Source organism: Kitasatospora sp. NPDC048296 (genome assembly GCF_043201815.1).
Classification (GTDB): Bacteria; Actinomycetota; Actinomycetes; order Streptomycetales; family Streptomycetaceae; genus Kitasatospora.
Genome location: NZ_JBICZB010000005.1, coordinates 235,433 through 235,747, shown reverse-complemented (window position 1 = coordinate 235,747; position 315 = coordinate 235,433).

The following is a 315-nucleotide window of genomic DNA, read 5'->3' as shown; positions in this document are numbered from 1 at the left end:
CCCGCTCCCCCCCCCCGCCCTTAGCGGCGCGGGGGGGCCGCCGCCCCCCCCCCCCCCCCCCCCCAACACTCCGAACCGTCCGAGCGCTCGCGCGAAAGGTCACGACCTCGCGGCCATTGTGGCGCCGGAGGTACGGGCCGACCCGGCGGTGATCGCGGATGTCGAGGAATTCTCGACGCCGCCTCGAACAGGTGGTACGCCGCCGAAACCTCGATCGGCGGGGGGGGGGGGGGGGGGGGGGGGGGGGGGGGGGGGGGGGGGGGGGGGGGGGGGGGGGGGGGGCGGGGGGCGGGGGGGGGGGGGGGGGGGCGGGGT